Raw genomic sequence first — 18,921 nt, forward strand, 5'->3', positions numbered from 1 at the left:
CATTGAGGTGCAACCTAATGACAATTTTGGATAAGTATAATTTGTTTGGGTGAACCGATATCCTAACCTTTCATTCATGTTGATAGAATAACAAACAGATTTGTTGAAATCAATTATCAGGCCAAATTTTAAAAAGGTCATTGGTCAATGGTCGTGGGATCAAACTGATTATTCTGAGAAAAATCAAATTCTAACACGGAATGTTTTTGGAATACCCTCGCAAATGTTACAAAACCATAGATTTTGATACTTTCGCGACTGCTTATTGTTGTATGGTCGTCGGAGAAGCGGCAGACGTTTGAAACACAAGTTTACGCTTCAGATATATAGTATCGGGGGTATGACCGTTGTAGGGTTTAAACTGTACAAATTTGTCCACATAATCCTTGGCTTCGATCGACATGGTTATTTTATACCCTTTGTTAAATTTTAACTGGTACTGCCCCAAACTGTCGGTATGGGTATCTAGCTTTTGGGTAGCCGACTCGTCGATATTATGCTGGTACAAACAATAGCACCTTACGGAAGAAAGAGGTACGGGGCAATTGGTTTCTTCGTCCACAATTACCCCGTTCAAAGATATGTTATAGGCTTCCCTTGCACAGGAAGCACAAATGATAATCGATAAAATTAAAAGTCCTATTTTGCTTTCCCCGGTAATACTCATCCTCCTACACTTTTATAATTTGCCAAACAAAATAGGTAAAATAATTACTTAATCCAATTTTTAAACTCAAAATTACAGTCCCGCCAATCGTCATGAATGGTGATATACGTATCCAGCTGCTTTTCTTTTATCCAGTCATCAATGGCATCCTGACGTCTTTTTTCTGTCATAATGTTTTGTACCAGCTGGTAATCATCTTTCAGGTTGGCACGGTGAGGAGCTATTTTTCTTTTTTGTTTGATGATAACATACACATCGTGTCCTTTGTCGTCTTTAATACTAAAAGGTTTTGATATTTCTCCTTCCTTCAGTTTTTGAAGTTCTTTTGCCAATTGTGGTTGTTGTATGGCCGAAAGTTCAAAGTTAGAAGACTGCGAGCGCATATTTACCATTAATCCGCCGTTGTTCCTGGTATCTTTGTCCATGGAGTAATACAAGGCAGCCTCTTCAAAACTCAATTTTTTCTCAGCGATTAAATTAGATATGGAATCCAATCTGGAAACAGCTTCTTTGTTGGCGTCACTCGAAACTCTGGGTTTCAACAAGATATGTCTAACGTTGATACGCTCTCCTTTTCTGTCTAACAATTGAATAATGTGATACCCAAACTCGGTTTGAACAATCTTGGACACTTTGTTTTTTTCCTGCATGTTAAAAGCCACGTTGGCAAACTCGGGCACAAAGGTACTGCGCGTACTCCATCCGAGATCGCCGCCGCTGGTCGCACTGCCCGGATCTTCGGAGTACAATACGGCAAGAGTGGCAAAATCCCTTCCTTCGGCCACCTGCTTTTGGAAATCCCTTAACCGGCTTTTAACGCGGTCAATTTCTTTTTGGTCGATTCTGGGGTATACGGCAATTTTTTGAATCTCGTACTGTACCGGAACCATGGGCAGGCTGTCCTGCGGTGTTTTACGATAATAAGCACGTACCTGCGATGGCGTGGGTTCAATGTTTTCGGTAATGGTACGTTGCATGCTTTCGGTTAACATTTGGTCGCGGACTACGGTCATTTGTTCCTTTTTAATCTGCAGTACGGATTTGTTAAACCATTCTTCCAGTTTTTCGCGTCCGCCGGCCCTGCTGATAAATTCGTTCATCCGGCGGTCCACTTCGTTTATCACGTTGTTCTCGCTCACTTCCACGCTGTCCAATACGGCCTGGTTCAACATCAGCTTTTGAATCAACTGTTGTTCGAAAAGTGTACACTTTAAATTGCCTTTGGCCGATGCGCCTTGCATGACAGCTTGTTGGTACTGGTATTCGACATCGGACTTTAATATGGCGTTGTCGCCCACAACGGCAATCACTTCATCAATTACATTTTTTTGGCTTAGCAGGGGAGTACTAAAAGATAGGATAGTGGATATGGTGGCAATCAATAAAATGGTTGTTTTGTGCATTATTTTTGTTTTAATCTCTAATTGTTTGATATTTAATAAGTAACTGATTGTTGAGAAAGTCATAATCAGGGATTGATTTACCAATTTTCGTTCCTCTTTTTATCATCACTTGCAAATATATATTATTCAGCGGGAAGTATAAGGTTTAATGGAAAGATTTTAGCATAAACATTTAACCCGCAATATGCATTAGAAATTCTATTACCCATTGAAATTGCTTTAAAACAAGACACTTCGTTGCATCACTTCAACTCATCAGAACGATGCTCCCGAAAGTAATCGGGAAAGGGATGCCTCGTTTGGGTAATGCCTTGTTATATTGTACTTGCCATGCTCATGACAAACCTCCAATACATAATCCGGGTTTAATGATTGGTGTTGGCTGAATTGTTTCTCCAACAGCCATTATTTCTTTTAATCATTTATAATTTAGCTTTTATCAATATAAAGTAAAATTAGATGGTTATGATTTTTTATTCCATCACTTTTAGTGGTAAGTTTTTCTATAAATAAGAAAGGTGGGGGTAAACTTTGTTTTAACGCTACCTTTTTTGTTTTCCGATTTTTAATAAATATCTTTTCCGATTAAGAAAACGATAACGCGATGTTACATTTTTAAAGAAACTATTTATGAAATCAATGAATCTTACCGGTATCAGACAAATGGAAATGCAGGAAGTACCTATCCCGTTATTGCGCAGGGATAATGATGTGCTGATACGTTTAAAGGTGGTAGCTGTCTGTGGTTCTGATGTTCATTATTATGTATCAGGAAAAATAGGCGATCAGGTAGTGTCGTATCCTTTTTCCGTGGGACACGAATGTGCTGGTATCGTTGAGAAAGTGGGCGCTTCAGTCTCTCATGTGAAAATAGGTGATCGGGTGGCAATTGAACCTGCCATGCCTTGTTTTGAGTGTGACCAATGCAAATGTGGAAGGCCTCATACCTGTCGTAAACTAAAATTTCTTGGATGTCCGGGACAAGCCGCTGGTAGCTTGTCAGAATTTATTGTGATGCCCGAAACTTCTTGTTTACCTATTCCAGATCGTATGACCTATGATCAGGCGGCCATCTCGGAACCGCTGGCTATTGGTCTTTACGCAGTGAATAGGGCAATGCCGATACAAAATGCAAAAGCGGGCATTTTAGGATTTGGTCCCATAGGGATGAGTGTGTTATTGTCTGCGCTGACAAAAGGGGCCTCTAAGGTTTTTGTGAGTGATAAGATTAATGAACGACTTCAAATTGCTATGGATTCCGGGGCGCATTATGCAGGTAATATTGATGAAAAGGATGTGGTGAAAGAAATTTTAGATCTGGAGCCTCAAGGTTTAGACCTTGTGTTTGAATGTTGTGGAAAACAGGAGGCGGTTGAACAGGCCTTTGATTTATTAAAGCCGGGTGGAATTTTGATGCTGATAGGAATTCCTCAATTCGATCATTGGCGCCTCCCTGTAAGTAAAGGACGCCATAAAGAAGTCACTGTTATGAATATTCGTCGCCAAAATGGAACAGTGGAAGAGGCCTTGGAATTGTTAGCCAACGAAAACATAGACGTTAGCAATATGCCAACCCACCGTTTCTCCTTTGTCGATTCAAAGCAGGCCTTTGATTTGGTTGCCAGTTATAAGGATGGTGTGATGAAGGCCATGATTGATCTCTAGCAGAGCGTTCAATATATTCTGTTATATTGTACATGATAAATGTAGAGTCTTTGGACGCACCTCAATCAATATCAGTATGAACTCAGGAAGGGTCATTGTTATTTTTGTTCTGCCTATATTTATTTTACTGACATTTCCCATGCCTATTAGGCTGCACTTGAAAGCTGCATTTCTATTAGCCTGAAGATTTTATTGCACTTTCAATGTTCACGACGAAGTGCTAATGCATAATCCGGGTTAAAACAACATCTGAAAATTAAAAAGTTCCGGCGGACTACCAGAAAATGCCGTTCGGATTCAAATCTGTGTTGCCATATGTGCATACTGCCTGTAAGCCACCGTCCGGCAGGACATGTAACTTGATAGAAGCACATATGAAGTTTTGCATATCTTGAGTATATCTTTGACCGTCAAAACACATCTTCGAGACCTCTTTGCTAAAACTAAATTTCAAAATGACAAAGATCGTAATACGTTTAATGCGCCATGTTTATTTACTTTTAATAACGTTCCAATTTTAATGGGACATTAGTGAACCTAAATCATTAATTAGAATGTTCTGTGCCATACCGTAACATGTCTTTAATTAGAGAAACCTTCCTGCAGGTTGCGTGAGGTGTTCGTCAGGTGGTGAAACTGTCCTGCAGGTTGCGGGTGCTCTTTTTCAAATGGAGGTGCATTCCTGCCTGCTGCGAGACATTTCCGTCACGCGGGGAAGGCTTGCTGCACCTTGCAGGAGGTTTTCGTCAACGGGAGGCGGTTTCTGGCAGGTGGATCCCCGACACACCCTCCATCCCGTGTACTTAGGATTGCGTGACATCAGACGGGCAGTCTTTGGTCTTTTATTATTTCACTTGAAGGCTTTGGTCCATGGCAGGAACGAAGATTTCCACCGTGCCGGTTTTTCGGATATATATAAAAATTATGGGATATTGTTTGATATTATCAGTATAATATTTTATATTAATGACACTTTATTATCATCTAACTTTAAACAAATACCTTATGATTCTAAATTTAAAGTTAACTAGCCTCAGGAATAGCGAGTTTGTGCAGTTTTATACTGATTTACTCGCTATTATTGAAAAACATGAACCGATCCGGATTCAAATTGAAGCCCAATACCTTCCTTTAAAACAAAACCAGGATCGGCTTACCGAAGTGTTTAAACAAAAACAAGGAAGTATCTTAACGGAAGAGATAGCTGATTTGGATGGTCGCCGTGACAGAGACTTTGTTGGTATTTCTACTTTGGTGGAAGCTTACACTTATAGTTACGAGCCGGAAAAGAAAGAGGCAGCCATAATACTAAAGGATTCCTTGAAATCATATACCGGAGCTGCTCGTATGAACTACAGAGCCGAAACCAGTATGTTAAATGATTTGGTGGAAAAGTGGCGCTCGGAGGAAGAATTGGTGCATGCAGTTGAAACCCTGGGACAACAGGCCTGGCTGAAAGAGCTAGACACCTCGAACAAACTTTTTAACGATCGTTTTTTGGCACGCGTGCAGGAAACAGCCGGGAATCCGGACGTGAAAGTAAAAGAGATCAGGGACGGGATGATGTCGCAATATAAAACCATGTTGAATCACATCAAGGCGCATGCAACGCTCAATGGCAATGAATCATATGATTCGTTGATAAATCAGATGAATGTTTTGATTGAAGAATACGGCAAATTAATTACCGGAAGAAAAGCGAAATCAGACACAGACTCAGACAGTGAAATTTAAGTTAAACGAACGGTTAGGTTTTAATAAATACAGAAGGTTGCTCTTTATGGGCAACCTTTTTTAGTAGAATTTTATTACCTTTTGTTTTAACCCTTCGTCGTATAGTTCTTCTTCGAGGTTTTTAATGAATTCGATCCTTTTTTTATTGAGCAAGATGGCCTTAATCTTCTCTTCAACAAAGCTGACCGGCGCAATATCATCCTCTTTGTGAAAAGCCCTTATCGATACCAGGTAATGGGAAGTACTGTCTGATGTTTCGTAAAATTTATTGTAATCCAAAAACATGGGGTGTTTAGGAAAAGGCAAGGGCAGCAGTTCGTTAATCTCTTCAACGGTAACCCACCTGTCCACGAAGTTGTCAAATTTTTGCGCATTCTGAAAACAATACTCTTCCAGTTTAACGTAATCGTCGCTATCATCTGATCGGTACCATTTTTTAACGTCACTTAAATTAGGCGCATTGAGCGGAACTTGCACAAAAACACCCTGAATAATATCTCTGTCGAGCTTAAAGTTTTCGCTCATTTTGTTATAATACGCTTCAATTTCCTGAGATGAAATCAGTGGCACGTATTTTTGAAGCAAGAGTTTCTGTTGGTACCGATGAATCAGTAAAGATGCTCTGTAATCGCTTAATATCTGGTCCACATCTTTTTCCTCGGGCGTAAGGTTTAGTTCGGCCTTACGCAATAAAAGGGCAGATTTAACCCATCGGTTGATATAGTTCTGGGTAAAGGCGATGCTGTCGTTTTTGCTCAGGTTGCCAGGGACGGCTTTTTCCAGTTCCGATAGAGTCAATATCCGGTTGTCTACTTTAGCCAATGGCACGTCATCTTCGTCCGGTGCCACGTTTTTACAGGCACTAAAGCAAAGGATTGCTGCAACTAATAACCGAATGTGGATTTTCATATACTCTAATAAATTAGCTTAACGCGGATAACCAGTTCGGACTTTAATGGCGCACCTCCCGCTTTGGGCGGGACAGGTGATGTGCCCAATTATCTGCCCCGGCCATACCGGTTTCATTATTTCTTTTTTACTTTTTTGCTGTATTTTAATGCTTTCTTATTCACCGTAGGAACATACCTGGCTTTAAGTTTGTTTAACCATTCATTTTCTATTTGGGTTTGGTAATCCGCAATTACCTGACCTCTGGTTTCTTCCAGTTTTTTGGGTTTTTTGGCGATTTTTTGCCCGGCTCCCCAAAGGTATTTATAGTCGGGATCGATCTTTCCCTCCGATTTTTTCACCTTCCACAATTGCTTGTCCAACGCTTTATATTCGCCTTTATGGAACGTTCCTTCTATAACCCTGGCATCAGGAAACAGCTGTTTCAATGAATCCGCTGTGATATTATTTGAGGCCATCAACTTTTTGGCCGCACTCAGTTCTTTTTTATCGTTTGTCAAGAAGATCTTGCCTTCCATTTTCTCGGGATAAAAATAATCTGCCTGATGAGCAGCGTAGTACGATTCAATTCCTGTGCTGTCTTCAATGGCTTTGTTCCAGATTTCTTTTTGGCTGATTTCAAATATCAACAAGCCATCGTGATATTCGTTCAACAAATATTTATACTCGGGGTATTTGTCTTCCAATCTTGATTTCTCAAAGGCAAGTATTTCATCCTCCAGGATTGTTTCAGACAGTTTGTCAATCAGGCTTGCCCTTCTGGGTTGGGTAAATTGTCTGTTCTCCTTTAGTTTTGCAATAAACGCAGATGCCGTAAAATCCCAACCGTTCATGGTCGCTACATTGACCCCGGAATTCTCAAATTCAGAAAAGAACGCATCATCGGACAGCTGGCTGTCCTTCGCTTTTGTTTTAATTTGTTCCAAAAGCGTATCGTCTTGCCAATAGTTATACGCTTTCTTTAATCGGGCAACGACTGCCTTTTTACCCTGATAGGCCCTTTCGTCTTTGGCTATTCTGTTGCTTATTTCTTCCTTCTTCTCATCGAAAGGTGGAACCCCTCTTTTTTCCAGTAGTTTGATGATATGGAATCCATAAGGCGTTTGGATAACCTCTGAGATGCTACCGGCAGAATCGAGCTTGAAAGCAGGCTCACTATATTCGGGTATCATCCTGCCTGTTCCAAACCAGGGCAGTTCACCGTTGTTGTTGGCGCTGTTTCTATCTTCGGAAAACTGTTTGGCCAGGGCTGCAAAATCATCTCCTCTTAAAACCAGCTGATGTACCGAATCGATTTTTGCCCGTTTTTCGGCGATCACTTTTTCCGGTGAGTCAGGAGGAAACATTTGCATAATATGGGCAGTTCTCAATTCGCCACGGTTTTTTCTTTTGTCGTGAACTTTTACCACATGGTATCCAAAGGAGGTCCGGGTAATGGGCGAAATTTCACCTACGGCCGTGTTATACGCCGCCGATTCAAATGGATATACCATCATAAATCCGCTGAAATATCCTATTTTGCCCTGGTTTTTCCTGGCCGAAGGATCTTCGGAGTATTGTGCGGCTAACTCGTTAAAGTCATCTCCGTTTTTATATTTCTCAACGATGGAACTTATTTTCTCGTAAGCTTTTAAGGTGTCTTCGGGCGATGGGGAAGGGGGCAGTTTAATTAAAATGTGACTCGCGTTCACTTCCGTTTTTAACCTGTCGTAAGCTTCCCGGATGAGTTGATCTGTCACTTTTTTATCCGATAGGTACGGCTTGGCCAGTTCATCTTTATAATAGTTAAATTCCTTGGTGAAGGAAGGCAAAGTGTCGAGACCTTGTGCACAAGCTTCGTGTACTTTTAGTTTGTAGTTGACAAACAGGTCGATATATTCATTTTTGGATTTGGGCTCTTCGGAAAAGTTGTTGTTCTTGTTGTAGATGAAATCGAACTCTTCAACTGTATAATTTTTGTCTCCAATAGTCACCAGGTTATGGGTGGACTGCGCAATGGCACCTGCCGAGAATAATACAGCGGCAAAAAGCAAAATCAGGTTGGTACGTATCATGGTTATTAAAATTGTTTACTTTAATTAAACTGTCCGGACAATAAATTATTGCATATTTATCTATGTTTTCACCACATTGTATGGTGGCCAATAATGCGGCCTAAAGAAAACAAAAAAGCCCGAAAAACAAAAGTTAACAGATGGTTAAAACGATAATCGTTGCGCATATTTGGGCGCTTTACGGAGTATGGTAACTTATGCAGTAGGTTTTCCCTGGCACGGCGTTTTAAATCCCCGGGATGACGGTTAAGATCTTATACCCCGTCATCCCGGGCGTATTTATTTCGCTGCCGTTGCACGCTTATTGTTGTAATATTGCTTCAATTTGCGCTTTGTCAGGAACGTTAGGAAACTTGTTTAATATGATTCTGGCCATTTCTTTCGATTTGTCCTTTTGTTGGTATTTCATGTGCAGATTGAGCATGGCTATATAATAACTCATGTCATCCGGGTGAATGGCAATCGCTTTGTTAAGATATTTTTCGGCATCGCGACTGTTGTTCCGGAAATCGTACATCATTGCGATGTTGTACATGATACGAGGGTTTTGCGGTGAAAATTCCGAAGCTTTTAACAGCCAGTCCATCGACTCGTCATATCTTTGTTGTTCCGATAAAAACAGGGCATAGGTGAACATGGTGTTTCCGTCCTCCGGCATATGCTTCAGGTAATCTTTCAGCAATAATTCTGTTTTTTTAGGTTCACCCTTGCTGTTGTATAATAATGCCAGATTGATTTTTATGGTATGTAGTTCAGCATCCTGCTCCAACGCTTTTTTATAGAACTTTTCAGCTTTATCTATTTGCTTGTCGTTGTAATAAAAGTTGGCCAAATTAAACTTGCCGGTAGGGAAATCGGCACTGTATTTCAAGGCCTCCAGATATTCATCTTTGGCCTTGTCCAAAGCTTTTTTATACTTGGCCGGAATTTGTTCCTGAGGCACTCCGAATAACTTGGATGCGCTTTCAATCCTGATCGCCTTGGTTTGGTCACCCAGTAAATCCAATACCGAATTCAATGATTTTTGGTCGTCCAGTATTAGGTTTTGCAGGGCATTATAACGAATATGGCCGTTAAAATTGTGTAACGCTTCAATCAGTATGTCTTTAGCTTTGCTTTGATAGTGCAAGCCGAGCAGGTGAATGGCGGTAGCACGGATTATTTCGGGATAAACCTCGTCGTTGTAAATATGTACCAGACCGTCGAACCCTTCCTGGCTTCCCGATTGAGCTTCCTTAAATACGGTTCCGTATTGCGATGGTCGGCCGATGCCGTGCCATTTGTTCACATAATCAATCGCCCAATCCGTTGTTTGGTCGGCATGGCATTGGTTACAGGCATTGGGTGTACCGATTTCCTTGGTCAAATCCGGCCGGGGTATACGCATGCTGTGGTCGTTACGGTAATCCACACCCATATAAAACTGGGCCGGCATATGACAGTTGATACAACGGGTGCCTTCGCCTACCTCGAACGTAACACCGTCATCGGCAATAACCGCTTCTCCAACCTCTCCATACCCTTTATGGAAATGATGGTTATAAGTATCATAGTCATCTGCACGATGACATTGCGTACATAACCTGTTGTCCTCGAATAATCGTTTGGTGCTATGCACATTGTGACAGTCGTTACACTGCACGTCGCGCATATACATTTTGCTTTGTGTAAATGATCCATACACATAATCCTCGTCCAGAATCTGTCCATCGATATGGTAATTTTCACCTGTTGGCAGGTTGGGGATCGTATGATTGTATATGTCCGCGCTATGAACAAAATCAGAAACGGAGCCGCGGCGGGTATGGCACCTGACACATAAATCCACATATTGCTTGTTGTCGATGCCGCTGGTTTTAACCACCAGGCCAAAGTTGTTGTGCTCATTGCGGGCATATTCGGCTTTGGCTGCCCATTCCAGGTGTTTTGATGCCGGGCCGTGGCAGGCTTCACAGCTAACGTCGATCTCGCTCCAGGTTGTATGGTACGAATCGGTTTCCACATCATATCCTTTCACCAGGTTGGTGGAATGACAATCGGCACACATACCGTTCCAGTTTTGGGCCTGGTTGGTCCAGTGCAGCCAGTTGTTGCTCTCAATAATTTCGTTGGTGTAAATCTCCTCTGCCATGTGGTACCAGACACTGTCTTTGGAGTTCCATGTTAAAGGCAGTGTCTGCAATCGACCCTTGTCAAACGCAACCAGGTATTGTTGCAGGGGATAATAACCAAAGGTGTATTTAATCTCAAACTCCTCAAGTTGGCCTGATTCCCCATCCGTTTCAACATAAAATCGTCCGTCGCGCTTATAAAACCGATGTGTCATCCCATTGTAATCGAGCGACTGGTTGTTGAAATCGCCCAACACGGTGGAGTCGTTGGCATGTTCCATCGCCCTGTCGTGATCGGAACCCACCCATTCGTTATATTCGTTCAGATGGCATTCAACGCAGGTTTCCCTGCCCACATAGGTGGCTTCATGGGCCTGCTCTGCATCGTCTCCGCTATAGGTACGGATTACGGTATACGCGGGAATGGAAATAATGGCCACGATAATGGCGATCAGACTGATGCGTTCTATTTTATTGCGATTCTCCATTATGCGTAGGTTAACTGTGATTTTTCAAAAGATTTTCTTTTCACAGGATGGTTGGTGTCGATAAAGATTTCCCCATTCTCAATTTTTATGGGGAAGGTGTCCAATGGTCGGGTGGCAGGCGCCGATAGTACCTCGCCAAAGCGGTTAAACTGCGATCGGTGGCAAGGGCAGTTGAAGCCGCCGGTTTTGAGGTTTGAGTTGACCACACACCCCAAGTGCGTGCATTTGACCGACATGGCCAGGAACCCCCCGTCTTCGAATCGTCTCAGAAAAAAATGACCTGTCATAAAAGGATAGGTTTTGTTCTTATTAAACGAATCTACTCTTCCTGCATTAAATAATTCTTTTTTTGTGTCGGCATGTTCCACTTTGCTGACACCTCCTTTAATTAAAAAGAAGCCTTCCACGGATGCCGCAGCTACGAGTAACCGCTTTATAAATTTTCTTCTGTCGAAATTCATTTTAGTCTATCAGATTTTTAGATAATCATCAACATTCCCTTACCTCTCAACAAAAGAGATATCAGCAACATAGTTATATACGATGACATCAATATGGTAGTGATGGTCATCACCAACTCCTCTGTTTTGGCGCCATGTTTCTTTTTCCAATATATTAAATACCCGAGCATAGGCAAGGTGTAAATCAAGAACGGAATCAGTCCGGTGGCGAACCAGCTACCCAGGCTGGCAAACCATAAATCAAAGTGGAGGAAATGTTCCAACAAATAAATCAAAACAAAAGTGAAAATAAAAGCAAATATGCCGGCGTGTATCGTCATTTTCTTGCCCAGGGCCGAGTTAAACCAAACGCCTATATTCAGGTTGGAGTATTTAAAATAGGGGAGGTAGAAAAAGAAGAATGCCACGGCAAAAGGCAATACCACCGCACTAAAAAACGGGTGTACATGTAACAACAATTCCTGGGCGCCCAAGAAATACCAGGGGGCTTTGCTTGGGTTAGGGCTGTTTAATGGGTTGGCTTGTTCAAGTAATGGGGCATGATAAAAAATAGAGAAAACAAAGAGGCCGGCGATAAGCAATGCTGCCACCATGATTTCTAACCAGATTAGGTTAGGGATCACATGTACCTTTTCAATCTTATCTTGCTTTGGTAAAGCCACCCCCCCCGCCTTACGGACCAGCCAGAAGTGCATACTCATCAGAAAAATAAAAACCAGCGGGAGTATGCCCGTGTGCAGGGAATAAAAGTTCAAAAGGGTATTGCCATCCACCACGTCGCTACCCCGAACCATATTGGCCATAGGATGTCCGATCCACGGTATATACTCTATAATCTGGGTGATAACGGTAACTGCCCAATAAGCCAGTTGGTCCCAAGGCAAAAGATATCCCGTAAACGACGAAACAATCACCAGGAACATCATGATCAAACCATATATCCAGTTCTCCGCTCTTTTTTGGTAAATAGCTTGCGAATAATAGGTACGTATCAAATGCAGGAAGGAAACCACAATCATCAGCTTGGCCGAAATATGATGCAGGTTTCGGATGAATTGTCCGAATACCGTATTGTTTTGCAAAGCCAGAATGGAGTCGTACGCATGCTGGACGGTTGGGATATATGAAAACCTCAATAGCAGACCTGTCACGCTCAGGATAACAAAAAGCAATGCCAGTATTCCGCCCAGACCAAAGGTGCGGTTGAACTTTAGAGCTCGCTTGTCAATTTTGGTTGGATGAAGATGAAGTATAAATTTTTCTAAGGATGATGATATTTTATTTCCCGTATTCTCTTTTGTCATTATAGAAGATGTGTGGTTTCTATTGTCCCACAAAGAAAGTTAAAAAGCTTCGATTCTGAAAATGAATTTGTATCTGGTGTATTTTATAGGATAGGCTCACAGGTTATATCGCCGGTGGTGTCGATAATAGAGCATAGCTTCCGGAAACAATTTTCATTATTTTCAGGGAGCAATTGCTGTAAAGTTAATCATTGCAAGGCAGGGTGAAAAAAAACGAGGATCCCACATTTTCTTTGCTTTCCAGCCATATTTTCCCTCCCAACATCTGGACATATGATTTAGTAATTGATAATCCCAAACCAGTTCCTTGAAGGGCCATTTTATGGATAGTATGGCCCTGAATAAAACGTTCGAAAATAGCATCCCGCTGTTTTTTTGAGATGCCTATACCTGTATCTTTTACATAAAACTGTATCGTTTTGGTATGGCTATCTGAAATGGGTTCGTAACCAAACTCTACATGTCCTTTATCGGTGTAATTAATAGCATTTTTTACCAGGTTTGTTAATATGGCATACAGCTTTTCGCAATCGGTTTGTAGTATTGCTTCGTTGTTAGCTATGCCATTTTTACACAGAAGCGTTAGGCCTTTAGCTTCTGCTTCCGGTTTAAAAAAAGTATAAATATATTGGATCAGTTCATTTATATTGCAATCTTTTATGACTACTTTCATTAATCCAGATTCAATTTTTGAGATATCGATTATGTCATTAATGATGCTGAGCAAGCGCTTTCCGCTGTTTTCGATAATTTTGATGTATTCCGTTTGCTGCTCTTTGGTTAAATCCGGTGCCTGTAATAAATCAGTAAAACCTAAAATGCCGTTCATGGGAGTTCGTATTTCATGACTCATGTTAGAAAGAAAGGCTGATTTTAACCGCTCGCTTTCTTCCGCTTTTTCCTTGGCTTCCGTAAGTTTTTCGTTAATGAGTTTATATTCAATATTCTGTATTTCTATTTCTTCGTTTTTTTCTTTTAATTGGTTTTCGTAAAGTTTGTTGTTGGTAATGTTTACCCCAATACTTGCAATACCAACAATGGTATTGGATTCGTCTTTAAATTGCGTGTTGTGCCACGAAATAAATATGGGCTCACCTGTTTTTGACAGAATCTTGTTATCATGATTCTTAAACGGATTGTCGTTATGGATACTACGGTTAAATATATTATAAATTTCCGCTCGATCCTCTTCAGCAATAAACCAGTCAAACCAGTTTTTACCTATTATTTCATTTTTTTCGTACCCTGAAATTTGCATTAAGTAATCGTTGCAGTATGTAATATTGCCCTCGGTATTGAGTTGGATGGATACAATATTTCCACTTTCAAAAACTTTTAACAATCGGCTTTCAGATTCCTCTAGTTTTGATTGAGCCAACCTGTTTTGCCAGTTTTTATATTGCTTGAGCATGACTAACCCAAGTAACATTGTAGCCGGCGTATAAATAAAAATTAAAGGAATTGTGATGGTTTCTAATGTAGGTATGATTTTTTCGGAGGGAAGCAGCATGGTGCAGATAGCCATGGTTGCGTGCACCGTGGCTCCTAGACCTAACAGTTCCCAAAGGTAATTTTTAGTTTTCCATTGAGGTCTGTATGTTCTCCATAACAATCCTATAGCACCCGATGAAATAATGACAGAAATGCCCATCCATTGCCCATCACCCCCAATGGTTAATCGGGCAGTACCTGTTATTGCGATGGCAATAGCAGTAGGTATAGGACCAAAAAACAAACCGGAAATGGAAAGCATTACGGAGCGTGTGTCAAATGTAATTCCGGGTACCCAATGCCATGGGGTGTACATAAGCACTATTCCAATTCCCCCCAGGATTAATCCAATAAGAATTTTTTTGCTTTTGTTTTTATGGTTCTCATTTTTAATCCAAAAACTTCCGTAGAGCATTGCAAAAGCCAGTAAAACCGCTGTATTCTGCAATAATTCTATTATGATTGAATTTCCCATTAAATCCTATTCTATTGATATGAACTTGAGTATCTCATTTTTGTTCGATCCCAAATCGAATTAATCTGTGTCTGTGATCAAAGGGAAGTTGTTCAGAGAAACAGAACCTCAATGTAATACGTCAAAGATAACGATATGTTACACGATTTAATTTGTGAAACATAGCTGATAAAGGCATTCGAAATTATGAAATCTTCTCAAGGTTAATTAATTTAGGCGAACTAAAAAAAAGAACGAATGTAGGGTTCAAGTCAAATACAAAAGAACTATGAAGAATTTTAATTATCAAGCCGGAACCAAAATACTTTTTGGAAAAAACAAAATCAACGAATTGGCAGATGAAGTGTTGACTTATAGCGACAGGGTTTTAATTACTTATGGGCAAGGTTCCGTAGTTAAGAGCGGTCTGTTGGATGCTGTAAAAACCAAACTTCGGGCGAGAGATATTCATATTGAAGAATTGGGGGGTATTCAACCCAACCCGCGACTAACCAGCGTTAAAGAAGGTATTAATATTTGCAGGGAGAAGAATATTGGGTTTATCCTTGCCGTAGGTGGGGGAAGCATTATTGATGGCTCTAAGGCTATTGCGGCAGGGGTGGATTACAAAGGCGATGTTTGGGATTTTTATGCCCGCAAGGCCATACCGGAAAGTGCGGTGCCTATTGGTACAATTTTAACATTGGCAGCTACCGGATCGGAAATGAATGGCGGTTCGGTAATCACGAACGATGATACAAAAGAAAAGCTGCCCATAAATAGCGAACTGCTGAAGCCAAAGTTTTCAATTCTGGATCCAACATTAACGTTTTCGGTGAATAAGTGGCAGACGGCCTCCGGTGTGGTAGACATTATGAGTCATATTTTTGAGCAATATTTTACCCCGGATAGTGGAACGGAACTGCAAGATAGCTTGGCGGAAGGAATTTTAAAAACCTGTATTAAATATGGGCCAATTGTTATTAACGAACCGGAAAATTACGAAGCCAGAGCCAATTTAATGTGGGCTTCAAGTTTGGCATTGAATGGCCTGACAGGTACGGGAAAAATGATGGGTGATTGGGGTACGCATATGATCGAACACGAAGTAAGTGCTATTTATGACTTGACGCATGGAGTCGGACTGGCCATTCTTTTTCCCAATTGGATGAAATTTGTTTTGAACGAGCGCAATGCTTTTAAATTTGTCCGCCTGGGTAAAAATGTGTTTGGCATTGATGAGGGGGAAGATATGGCGGCTGCCACAAAAACAATTGATGCTATTCGGTCTTTTTTCAATTCTTTGCATATGCCTTCCAAATTATCGGACGTTGATATTCCTGCGGAGCATTTTAAAACCATGGGCGAGAAAGCCTGCCAATTTGGTCCTATCGGTTACTTCCGCAGGTTGAATGATGCAGCAGTAACCGAAATTCTGGAAATGAGTAAATAACTTGGGATGTTTTGTCTGCGTAAATGTATACTTAGGCATTTTTTTTGTGGAACAAATATATTACCCGTTAAAAGTCAGCTATGTTATTTCGAGGTTTATTAATACTGTTTATTACTTTGTTGCTTGCGTCATGTTCAACGTATCAAACTTTGAACATTGATTTATTGATGCCCGCCAAACACTCGGTTCAACCAGAAATTAAGTCGGTGGTATTGGTAGATAATTCAGTAGCATTTAGGGGAAAAGACGTACACAAAGTAAAAACGATTGACTCCAAGTTAAGTATCGATACCATTTGGCTGGATGAATACGCTACATTAACCTTATCGGCACTGAAAGAAGAGTTACAAGGAAGACAATTTTTCGATTCAATATACTTTCATGACGAACCATTGAAAGAAAATAAAAATTTGGTTAATCGTGCCATGAGTTGGCAGCAGGTGAATGATATATGTGCGCAATATGATGCCCAGGCAGTAATTGCTTTCGAGAAGAATATGTATAGCACATTCATTGAGGTGAAGAGGATGTATGATGGCTACTTGTTTGGTTATTTGGATGTGGCGGGGGCTATTTTATGGCGGGGATATGACAATTTAAACAAAGACGTAATTTTTCAGGAAACCCAACGCGATACTATTTCGTGGGATGGTGATGGGGGGAATATAAATGCAGTAGCCTTAAAATTGCCAACGCTAAAAAATGGTCTTGCGGAACATGCCATGTATATGGGAACAAAAATGGCAAACCATATAGCACCTTATTGGGAGACGCAACAAAGAGGTTATTATATTTCCGGTAACTATCATTTTATTCAGGCGGCTGAATTTGTTAAAAAGGAACAGTGGGGTGAGGCTATCAAAATCTGGAAATATGTTTTTGACCATTCCCAAAAGAAGGTAAAGGCAAGGGCAGCATATAATCTGGCATTGGCCTCGGAAATTTTAAGTGACTATGAATCCGCGGAATATTGGTTGGATGAAGGACTGGATATTCTCGGTGATTTGAAGGGGCAATCGGCGGCTGTGGACAAAAGACGTTTGATTCAATATTCTTTTTATATGAGTAAACGCGTTAAGTCTATTGAAAATTTGAAAGAACAAATAGGAGCCATTCAATGAAGTTAACCCTTTTTATCCTTGTTTTCATTATATCGCTAAACAGCATCCGGGCTCAATTATATGTTGATGATAACGGAACTATTACCTCCATTAAAGTTCAGGAAATAACAACGCAGGAAATTCTTTTCTCACAAGGCGAGAATCTGCGCCTAATGCCTGCTTCCTTGACTAAAGTAGTTACTACAGCAACCGCACTGGAGCTTTTGGGTGCCGGTTATACCTACCAAACAGATTTTTTTTACAGGGGAGAGAAGAAAGGCAGGAAGTTGTACGGTGATTTAATCGTTACGTCTTATGGGGATCCAACATTGGGTTCCAGGTATTTTGAGGAAACCGCTCCCGAAATGATATTCTCGGCTGTGGCAGATGGGCTGAAGAAAGCGGGCATTCAATCCATCGTAGGAAGCCTTCATGTGATAGCCGATCAAATCGGCTATTCCGCCCCCAGGCTATGGGAAGATATGGGTAACTATTATGGTGCTTCCCCTCAGGGTTTTAATTGGCGGGATAATACCGCAGAGGTTACTTTGAGTTCGGGAGCTGTTGGAACAAAGTGCCGGGTCGTGTCCATAGATCCTGATATTAAACCATATTCAATTCGATGTGAGGCTGTGGCAGCTGCACATAATAACGACAGCGCATATGTTTATGGAATAGGTAAGATGCAGCAGTGGTGGATAGAAGGTTCAATACCAAAGAACCGTTCATTATTTAAGATCAAGGCTGCGTTGCCAGATCCTATAGCAGCGTTTAAAAAGGATTTGATAGAATATCTTAACAAAAACGGGATTGAAATTGGTGAAAAAAGACCTGGGGGTGCGTCAAAGGAAAAGAAAAATATCCCGATTTGCACTTATCATTCGCCACCACTTTCGGAGATTATCAAGGTTGTCAACCAAAAAAGCAATAACCTATTTGCCGACCAGCTTCTGCTAACTATAGCCAAAGAATTAAAAGGCCAACCAACATGGGACTATGGCAATTTAGCCGTACGTGAATTCTGGGAAGATAAAATAGATTTCAACCATAGCTTTCGCCTGAGGGATGGTAGTGGTTTAACGCCTAAAAACCTGGTTTCAGCCAAGGGTATGGTACAGTTGCTGAACTGGATGAATCAGAATAGTGGTAACTTTAGTTTTTATGCAGAATCGTTGGCCAGGGGAGGTGAATCGGGTACGTTGCGAAGTGTGTTTAAACATCCTGATTTAGAAGGCCGGATAATTGGGAAGAGTGGTTCTTTTGAAGGCGTGTTGGGGTATTGTGGATACGCAACCACTGTATCGGGTAAAAAAACTGCCTTTTGTATTATCGCCAACAATTACCTTGTTCCAACCAAAAAAATTAGGATAACCATGGATGAGTTCATGACTAAAGTGGTACTGGAGAATTAAAAGAATGGGCATATTCGGAGAATTATGGATAATTAACCTGTTTGTCCACAAGTTATTCTGATGAATACGGTTCTTGGTTCTCCATGGGAATACCGCAAACAACAAAGCTGTATTAATCCGTTTGATCCTAGGGATCTGAGGACAAAAAATCTTTGCAGTAAGGATAAATTGCCAATTTAAAACAGACGATTGCCCATTGACTGATACCTATTTGC

At 40.9% G+C, this 18,921-nt stretch carries 13 protein-coding genes; 5 read left to right on the forward strand and 8 right to left on the reverse strand.

What is annotated here, in order from left to right:
• Window positions 1-262 precede the first annotated feature (262 nt).
• Window positions 263-667: a hypothetical protein gene (locus ACT29I_RS01395; protein WP_430934375.1), complete on the reverse strand. Its 405-nt coding sequence runs from the start codon at window positions 665-667 to the stop codon at window positions 263-265.
• Window positions 668-711: 44 nt separating this feature from the next.
• Window positions 712-2,070, reverse strand: a complete 1,359-nt coding sequence (locus ACT29I_RS01400) for a peptidylprolyl isomerase (RefSeq protein ID WP_430934376.1) — start codon at window positions 2,068-2,070, stop codon at window positions 712-714.
• A gap of 630 nt (window positions 2,071-2,700) precedes the next feature.
• On the opposite strand from ACT29I_RS01400, the gene ACT29I_RS01405 reads away from it, so the two are divergent.
• Both ACT29I_RS01405 and ACT29I_RS01410 read left to right on the forward strand, forming a co-directional pair.
• A complete protein-coding gene (locus ACT29I_RS01405; protein ID WP_430934378.1) occupies window positions 2,701-3,735 on the forward strand; it encodes an alcohol dehydrogenase catalytic domain-containing protein in 1,035 nt (344 codons plus the stop codon).
• A 1,005-nt stretch (window positions 3,736-4,740) separates the two neighbouring features.
• Window positions 4,741-5,469, forward strand: a complete 729-nt coding sequence (locus ACT29I_RS01410; RefSeq protein WP_444792531.1) for a DUF6261 family protein — start codon at window positions 4,741-4,743, stop codon at window positions 5,467-5,469.
• A 60-nt stretch (window positions 5,470-5,529) separates the two neighbouring features.
• Here ACT29I_RS01410 and ACT29I_RS01415 read toward each other — a convergent pair whose 3' ends face one another.
• From ACT29I_RS01415 to ACT29I_RS01440, 6 genes are all read right to left on the reverse strand, one after another.
• A complete protein-coding gene (locus ACT29I_RS01415; protein ID WP_444792532.1) occupies window positions 5,530-6,378 on the reverse strand; it encodes a hypothetical protein in 849 nt (282 codons plus the stop codon).
• A gap of 116 nt (window positions 6,379-6,494) precedes the next feature.
• The gene (locus tag ACT29I_RS01420; RefSeq protein WP_444792533.1) at window positions 6,495-8,432 is read right to left on the reverse strand and encodes a peptidylprolyl isomerase; all 1,938 of its coding nucleotides are present in this window, start codon (window positions 8,430-8,432) and stop codon (window positions 6,495-6,497) included.
• Window positions 8,433-8,733: 301 nt separating this feature from the next.
• A complete protein-coding gene (locus tag ACT29I_RS01425; protein ID WP_430934382.1) occupies window positions 8,734-11,031 on the reverse strand; it encodes a multiheme c-type cytochrome in 2,298 nt (765 codons plus the stop codon).
• On the reverse strand, window positions 11,031-11,492 hold the full coding sequence (locus tag ACT29I_RS01430) for a QcrA and Rieske domain-containing protein (RefSeq protein ID WP_430934383.1): 462 nt from the start codon (window positions 11,490-11,492) through the stop codon (window positions 11,031-11,033). Before ACT29I_RS01430 ends, ACT29I_RS01425 begins: the two co-directional genes overlap by 1 nt.
• A 17-nt stretch (window positions 11,493-11,509) precedes the next feature.
• Entirely contained in the window at window positions 11,510-12,796 is a 1,287-nt protein-coding gene (locus tag ACT29I_RS01435) for a cytochrome b N-terminal domain-containing protein (RefSeq protein ID WP_430934384.1), read from the reverse strand.
• 184 nt (window positions 12,797-12,980) lie between these two features.
• Window positions 12,981-14,762: a LytS/YhcK type 5TM receptor domain-containing protein gene (locus tag ACT29I_RS01440; protein ID WP_444792534.1), complete on the reverse strand. Its 1,782-nt coding sequence runs from the start codon at window positions 14,760-14,762 to the stop codon at window positions 12,981-12,983.
• Between the two features lie 268 nt (window positions 14,763-15,030).
• On the opposite strand from ACT29I_RS01440, the gene ACT29I_RS01445 reads away from it, so the two are divergent.
• The 3 genes from ACT29I_RS01445 to dacB all read left to right on the forward strand — a co-directional run bounded on the left by ACT29I_RS01445 (window position 15,031) and on the right by dacB (window position 18,706).
• Window positions 15,031-16,194, forward strand: coding sequence for an iron-containing alcohol dehydrogenase (locus tag ACT29I_RS01445; RefSeq protein WP_444792535.1), 1,164 nt, complete (start codon window positions 15,031-15,033; stop codon window positions 16,192-16,194).
• A gap of 149 nt (window positions 16,195-16,343) precedes the next feature.
• The gene (locus tag ACT29I_RS01450) at window positions 16,344-17,315 is read left to right on the forward strand and encodes a DUF6340 family protein (RefSeq protein ID WP_444792536.1); all 972 of its coding nucleotides are present in this window, start codon (window positions 16,344-16,346) and stop codon (window positions 17,313-17,315) included.
• Window positions 17,312-18,706 (forward strand): D-alanyl-D-alanine carboxypeptidase/D-alanyl-D-alanine endopeptidase, encoded by a 1,395-nt coding sequence (gene dacB, locus ACT29I_RS01455; protein ID WP_444792537.1) that lies wholly within the window; start codon window positions 17,312-17,314, stop codon window positions 18,704-18,706. The genes ACT29I_RS01450 and dacB overlap by 4 nt, the downstream gene beginning before the upstream one ends.
• Window positions 18,707-18,921 lie beyond the last annotated feature (215 nt).

Source organism: Saccharicrinis sp. GN24d3, assembly GCF_052400645.1.
In the GTDB taxonomy this organism is placed as follows: domain Bacteria; phylum Bacteroidota; class Bacteroidia; order Bacteroidales; family Marinilabiliaceae; genus Saccharicrinis.